7 protein-coding genes are annotated in these 6,598 nt (G+C 63.2%); all 7 read right to left on the reverse strand.

Annotation, left to right across the window (positions count from 1 at the left end):
* Nucleotides 1-978: histidinol-phosphate aminotransferase family protein (locus tag GX181_07775; GenBank protein ID NLM71839.1), on the reverse strand; the 978-nt coding region annotated here is incomplete at its 3' end.
* Nucleotides 962-1,888 carry a cobalamin biosynthesis protein CobD gene (gene cobD / locus GX181_07780; protein NLM71840.1) on the reverse strand — a complete coding sequence of 309 codons (927 nt, stop codon included), beginning with the start codon at nucleotides 1,886-1,888 and terminating at the stop codon, nucleotides 962-964. The genes cobD and GX181_07775, both read right to left, overlap by 17 nt.
* Before the next feature lie 75 nt (nucleotides 1,889-1,963).
* On the reverse strand, nucleotides 1,964-2,836 hold the full coding sequence (locus tag GX181_07785) for a GHMP kinase (protein NLM71841.1): 873 nt from the start codon (nucleotides 2,834-2,836) through the stop codon (nucleotides 1,964-1,966).
* Between the two features lie 115 nt (nucleotides 2,837-2,951).
* A complete protein-coding gene (locus GX181_07790; protein ID NLM71842.1) occupies nucleotides 2,952-4,256 on the reverse strand; it encodes an acetamidase/formamidase family protein in 1,305 nt (434 codons plus the stop codon).
* A 236-nt stretch (nucleotides 4,257-4,492) separates the two neighbouring features.
* Nucleotides 4,493-4,918 carry a hypothetical protein gene (locus tag GX181_07795; GenBank protein ID NLM71843.1) on the reverse strand — a complete coding sequence of 142 codons (426 nt, stop codon included), beginning with the start codon at nucleotides 4,916-4,918 and terminating at the stop codon, nucleotides 4,493-4,495.
* Between the two features lie 211 nt (nucleotides 4,919-5,129).
* Complete coding sequence (locus tag GX181_07800; protein NLM71844.1) at nucleotides 5,130-5,507, reverse strand: type II toxin-antitoxin system VapC family toxin; 378 nt, start codon at nucleotides 5,505-5,507, stop codon at nucleotides 5,130-5,132.
* Nucleotides 5,508-5,612: 105 nt separating this feature from the next.
* The coding region (locus tag GX181_07805) for an FAD-dependent oxidoreductase (protein ID NLM71845.1) at nucleotides 5,613-6,598 on the reverse strand (986 nt) is incomplete at its 5' end.

Raw genomic sequence — 6,598 nt, forward strand, 5'->3', positions numbered from 1 at the left:
CCGGTCCCGCCAGAGAAACTCCTTCAGAGCCTCGGTGTCCCCCGCCTTGAAGAGCACGAAGTTCGCGTTGGGCGGCAGCGTCTCGTACCCGGCGCGCCGAATCCCTTCCGCCAGTCTCCCGGTCAGGCGTATGACTTCCCGCCATTGAGCCTCGTAGAAATCCTCCCTGCGCAGTGCCTCGGCCCCTGCCTCCTGGGCGCACGAGTTCACGCTCCACGGCGGCTGCAACGCCGCCAGGTGTCCGATCAGCCCCCGGTCGCCTGCGACATACCCCAGCCTGAGCCCGGTCAGCCCGTAGTCCTTCGTCATGGAGCGCATTATCAACAGGTTCGGAGAGGGCAGAAGGTGCACGAGCGACGCCCCGGACGGAGCGAAGTTCACGTAAGCCTCGTCGAGCAGCAGCAGCGCTCCCTCCTCCTCGCAGGCGGCGAGCAGAGCCTCGGCCTCGGCCCCCGAAGGAATCGCGCCTGTCGGGTTGTTCGGCGAACAGACCCAGACGAGGGACGGACGTCGATTCCTCACCTCGGATAAGAGTCTCTCCGCGGGGAAGGCAAACCCCTCCTCCTCGAGAGCCGGGACAGGGACGAACTCGGCCCCTGCGAGCCGGGACGCCACCTCGTACTCCCCGAAGGCGGGCGATGCGGCAAGCGCCGTGTCCCCCCTGTCGCAGAATGCGAAGGCGATCAGATAGATGGCCTGGGCCAGGCCGTTCGTGACGAGTATGCAGTCGGCGGGCAGGCCGGTGACCTCGGAGATCTTCCTGCGCAGACCGCCGGAGGAGGAGTCCGGGTAGCGGGCTAGGGCGGCGCGCGCCACGGCGTTCAGCACCTCGGGATGAGGCGGCATCGAGTTCACCGACACGCTGAAGTCGAGCACCGCCTGCGGATCCACTCCCTCGGAGCGAAGCTGCTCGTAGTCAAGCCCGCCGTGATACGCCGCCCTCGCTCCCGACAGCTCCCTCCTAGGTGAAAAGGGCACCGAGTCCTCCGAGTGCCGCGGCGAAGGCCAGGATCATGGCCGAGCAGATGCGGACCACCCTCAGGCATCGGGCAAGCACCGCAGTGTCAAGCGGCTCGTCGCCTCCCTCTATCGAGTAGCAGTCGCGCTTCTCCAGCGTTACCCTCAGCAGCCCCGCCATAACCGACATGGTCCATCCGGCGTTGGGGCTCGCGGTCTTTCCCCTCTCGTCGCGAAGGGCCGCCACTCCCCTCACGATATCCTCGCCCGCCGCCGCGCCCGCCAGCAGCAGCAGCACGGAGGCTATCCGCGACGGTATCCAGTTGAGCACGTCGTCCACCCTTGCCGCGATCTTGCCTCCCCATTCAAAGTCGCCGCCGCGATAGCCTATCATCGAATCGCAGGTGTTTATATAGCGGTAGAAATATGCCCCCGGCAGACCGAACAATGAGTAGAAGAACAGGGGCGACGCCAGGCTGTCCGTCAGGTTCTCCGACAGGGACTCTATCGCCGCCCCCACGACCTCCGAGGCCGAGAGGCCCTCCGTGTCCCTGCTGACCAAGCTCCACGACAGCTGTTTGCGAGCCTCCGGCAGATCGTTCAGGTCCACGGCCCGCATTACGCCCTCACCGGCCCTCAGCAGCGCCCCTATGGAGAAGACGCACTTCAGGAGAGGTATGGCGAGAAGCATGGCCACCAGCCCAGGGAGAAAACGCAGGAGAAGCGGAGGGAGGGAGAAAACCAAGGCACCCGTGAGAACGATGATCCCGCCGAAGATCAGCCTCTTGCGGTCGGTCACCTCCGCAGGCCTGCGGTTCCAGAAGGCACCCACGTATTTTCCCATCCACACCACCGGGTGGGCAGCCGAAGGCGGCTCGTCCAGCAACAGGTCCCACGCCGCTGCGGCGAACAGGACGACGAAAAGACTCATTATCACACCCTCCTTGTATGCGGTCCGTCGCTGTTTTTTCGAGCAGGGCCGCCAATTGGCTCCGGCTCAGCTCGTCTACTCCGGGTACCTGGGACCGCCCGGGACGACCGAGTGCAGGGAGAGCTCCACCGCCTCCGGCAGGGCCTCCCACGCGGCCTCCAGCACCGAATGAGCGTCAAGCATCGAGGATGCGGGAAGCAGCACCCCGTACAGGGTCCCGCTGTGAGCTGTGCATACTCCGTACCCGCCCAGCGAGAGCGACAGTGAACGGCATCTCTCCAGCAGCGGCCTCGGATGGATCGCGCAGCACGCAGCGGCGCTCAGAGACGCGGCCTCGCCAACCGCCTCCGGCTTGCCTCGCTCAAGCCCCTCGCGGAGAAGCGACAGGGACTCCCTGTGCAGTCCGGCCAAGGCGGCCAGAAGCGTGTCCGCATCCCTGCGATTGAACTCCTCCGTGTCCACCTCTCCTCCCTCGTCAACAACCAGCACCGCCATCGGAGGCGGAGGTCCGAGGAACTCCATGACACGTCCCTCCCTGTGGTCCAGGAGAGCCAGCCCCGGCCATGCGATGCTGTCCGTGGGCTCGACGGCAAGCGCCGCCTTCGTTGCCTCCTCCGGAGACAGCTCCGTGCCCGACAGGCGTGCTGCTCCGTGAAGGGCGGCGAGTATATCGGCAGTGCTGCTGGCGTACCCCTTCCCCTCCGGGAGCGACTCGACGCGGCTGACCGCAAGCCCCGTTGCGAAGGAACCGCCCGACAGGCTCGTCTCGAGCGCGCGGCGCGTCTTGCTCATCGGCACGGGGACGTACAGCCCCGCACCGGGAACGGAGATGAGTTCAAGCCTCGAGAATCTGTCAATGGGGCATGATACGAGGCAACGAACCCCGTCGACCAAGCCCTGAAAAAACTCCCCGCACGTGCCGGGGAACGCGACCGAGACAGCCCTCACAGCCCTGTGCTCCGGTTCCGTAGGACCACCTGAGAGCGGTAGCCTCCATCGGGCTTCGGCAGCACGGAGTTCATCTCGACGGACGGCGCGCGCCTTTTGACAAGGAAGTCGAGGCCTACAGGCCGTACTGCTGCCTTACGAGGGGCAGCACTCCCATGCGATCGATCTTCTCCACCGGGCAGCGGAAGGTGACCATCACCACGCCGGGAGCGCGTCCTATCTCTATCGCCCCTGCCACCGTGACCCGGTTCTTGACCTCGAGGACGGACATGTCGAGCGCGTCGGAAGCCCTTTCGAGGCCGTTCGAGATGGCGTCGTTCATGTTGGCGCCCGTGCCGATGAAGCATATCGGGGCATCCTCCTCCACGCCGACCCCCCACTCCTCGGAAAGGCGCTTGAGCGAGTGCCTCTCGTGGCAGGAGAGAGGCTTCGCGAGATAGGGGAGGTCCTCCTCCAAAGGCAGAAGCACGGGCCCTCCTATCTTGACCCCCTTCAGGACGTGCACCTGCAAGGTAACGACCCCCGCCACGTCCGCGGTGTGGCCGGCGATCTCGCCGTTGCCCTGGAAGGCGTGCATGTCGCCCATGTAAACCCCGCCTCCCGGCACCTTCACCGGGCATATCAGCACGGCCCCGGCGCGCACGGTGTTCACGTCCATGTGACCGTCGGTCCGGCATTCCAGCTCCTCCTGTGTTTTCGCATACTCGTGCGGGGCCCCCACCAGGAATGCGCCGAAGTCGCCCGCGTTGTGAGAGTCGGGGAAGGGCAGTGAGGGGGTGGTCCCGAGCTGCCCCATGAACGGCCTCATCCTGGTGGCGATGCCCGGCAGGTCGGCCGGCGCAAACACCAGCACTGGGTTCTGGACGGAGTTGTCAGGCTTCGCCGAGAAGCGCGCCGCGTCCGCCGCCACCCGCTCGGCCCCACCCTTGTCCAGCGTCACCGCCAGCATTCGCTCGTGGTCGAAGACGATCGTGTAGCCGTTCGAGATTATGAAGGGCGATATCTCCGCCCCGCATTCCGCGCACCGGACAGCCCCCTGTCCGATTCCCTCGAGGACAGTCTTCGGACGGTACGCGCCGCACGAGGGGCACTGCTTCGCCACGAACGGGTCCCCGCGAAAGCGGGAGGGGTCGGGCGTGGCGTCATTGCCCGAGGCTGTTGCGAGCGATGTCACCATTACGTCCTTTATCCGGATGGCTATGGCGTCGCCAGGCTCCGCCCCCTCTACCGCGACCGGTATCGTAACCTCGTGACCGCCCTTCAGCTCCGGCGTTATCATCGGCCCCCAGCACCCGGGCGCCGTGTTTGCGACGATAGTCCCGCCGTCCCTGACAGGCCCGAGCATGGGCATGGACGGATCCAGAAGACCATCTGTGAAGCTGTTGACGAAAACCGTGCATGAACCCCGCATTCCGCTCATATTTCGACACTCCTTTCCTTATCGCGCAGGCCCTCGGCCCGCGCCGCACAAAACCCGACAAACACCCTCCGTATTGCCTCTCATCTCTGTTTTTCAATCATAGCACAGACGTGCGGACCCGTGTATCAACTCATTCCATGCCGATTGCCAACCGGCAAGACGATATGCGCGGAGGGAGGACGCATGTCCCCCTCCGCGCTAACCCGTTCGTACCAAACTCACGGCTCGTTACTGCGCTACTTCTGCAGCTTCTCGATCATGTCCAGCCTCTGCTTCAACATCCAGCCGCCGAGCTCGTTGCGCATCTCCACGCGCTTGTTATGCAGCTCTTCGATCTTCGCCCGGTCGATCGGGTTCTTCCGCATCTCCGCCTGCATGTCGATCGCGATCTTCCTCATCTCCACCTGCTTGTCGCGGATCTCCTGCGGAATCTCGATGTTCGCCCACATGCCCATCATCCCTCGGTTGCGCATTCCCATCATCTGCGAATTGGCCTGCGCTCCGCCCGAAAAACCCATCCCTTTCTGCATCATGGTACCACTCTGTCCGGGCATCCCGCGGTTAGACGACCCTCTTCCTCCATGTCCACCCCATGCGAACGCTCCACCAGCCGCAGCCAATACCAAGATCGCCACCAGCGCAAAAACCGCCGTCCTCTTCATCTGTAACCCCGCCTTTCAAAATTGGTTTTGTATCGCTACAGATAGAGGATACAGCGGAAAGCCGGTGAACGCATGGTTTGAACTACCGCTCTTCCGACTGTAAGGAGTTACAATACTGGGAGGGTCTCGGCTTCGGAAAACCGATCCGGACGCCCAAGACTTGGGCTGGCGCTGGGGGCCGGAGCCGCTCGCGGGATGGCACATCTTGTCGTCATCCAGAAGCTCGAGGAGGCGAGGGGTGTGCGGACAAAAACCTGGACTCGAAAACTCGAGACAGGCGGTAGTTTAGGATGACGAGAGGGCAGTTTGGGATGGTACTTTCAATCAGAGATATTTTGCCATAAAACCAGCAGGGGTCAATCTCATCCGGCGTATACACGAGAGTATAACTCATTTTCAACAGGAACCTGTCAATAACTCCTGCCTGTGCAGGAAATTTTCGCCTTATGACATCTTTCAGTTCTGTCACGACAAATGAGGACAATATAAGCTCATGCTCTGAAAAAATGAGTGCTAGCATGGCGTTAATTCGTTCATCGGGAAACAAAAGCAGAGATACAAGCACATTGGTATCCGGCATTATCCACATGCTATTCTGCCATTCTTTCGCGCCGAAACTCCTTCATCTGAGCAACGACTGTCAAGCGCAGGACGAGGCCTCGGCCCCGCCCTGCGCATGGTGGAAACGGTGTCTTTATACCTGCCTTGCGACCTCGTAGGCGCTCCATATCGCGTGTTTTATGTTCTCTGGGTTGAGGGCGTCGCCTATCAGGTAGACCTCGGGCAGTCTTGGCGCGAGCTCTCTGTACAGCGAGTTCTCAGCACGGTAGCCCGTGGCGAGGACTATGGAATCTACGGGTATCTCCTCTCCCCTGCCGAGCTTCAGCCCCGCCCCGGTTACGCCGACTACCGAGGCCCCGGTGAAGGTCGCGACCTCGTGGAATGCGAGCAGCTCAAGCAGCATCATCTTGTTCGGATAGGCCGTATCACCTAGCATCATCAGCTCGCCCAGTCGCTCGACTATGCTCGGGCTGTGCCCCTTCTGCGACAGCCACAGGGCCAGTTCGCACCCCACGAGCCCGCCGCCGATTACGACCACCCTCTTCCCCAGAGGCTTCTCGCCCATGAGGGCCTGCCTGGTTGTCAGCACTCGCGGGTCGCCCAGGTCAAGCCCCGGTATGGGAGGAATCACCGGCTTCGAACCGGTCGCGATGAAGAGGGTCTTAGGATCAAGCCCGAGCACGTCGTCCACGCCCAGTCGCCTGCCCATCGTCACGTCGACCCTCAACTCCGCGAGTTCCCTCCTGTACCAGTCTAGCAGCCGCCTGTCGTCGATCTTGAAGTCGGGGACGGAGCCCTCTATCACGTGGCCGCCGAGCTCGTCGCTTCCCTCGAACAAGCGGACCTCGTGCCCTCGCAGAGCGCATGCGCGAGCCGCCTCCATGCCCGCGATGCCTCCGCCGACTATGACGACCTCCCTCGAGGTTTGAGCCCTTTGGATCGCGTACTCCTTCTCTCTTCCCGCCGAGGGGTTCACGGCGCAGCTGAGGGGCTTGCACCGGGCGATGCGCTTCAGGCAAGCCTCGTGGCAGCCTATGCACGGGCGTATCTTCTCGACACGGCCCGTCCTGACCTTGCGCGCCCACTCCGGATCCGACAGCAGCGGCCTTCCGAGCGACA

It is taken from the genome of Synergistaceae bacterium (assembly GCA_012521675.1).
In the GTDB taxonomy this organism is placed as follows: domain Bacteria; phylum Synergistota; class Synergistia; order Synergistales; family Aminobacteriaceae; genus JAAYLU01.

What these genes read in the sequence shown, in the direction of transcription:
- cobD (NLM71840.1), bottom strand. Translation starts at nt 1,888, where the DNA reads ATGAGTCTTTTCGTCGTCCTGTTCGCCGCAGCGGCGTGGGACCTGTTG.
- GX181_07790 (NLM71842.1), bottom strand. Translation starts at nt 4,256, where the DNA reads ATGAGCGGAATGCGGGGTTCATGCACGGTTTTCGTCAACAGCTTCACA.
- GX181_07795 (NLM71843.1), bottom strand. Translation starts at nt 4,918, where the DNA reads ATGAAGAGGACGGCGGTTTTTGCGCTGGTGGCGATCTTGGTATTGGCT.
- GX181_07800 (NLM71844.1), bottom strand. Translation starts at nt 5,507, where the DNA reads ATGTGGATAATGCCGGATACCAATGTGCTTGTATCTCTGCTTTTGTTT.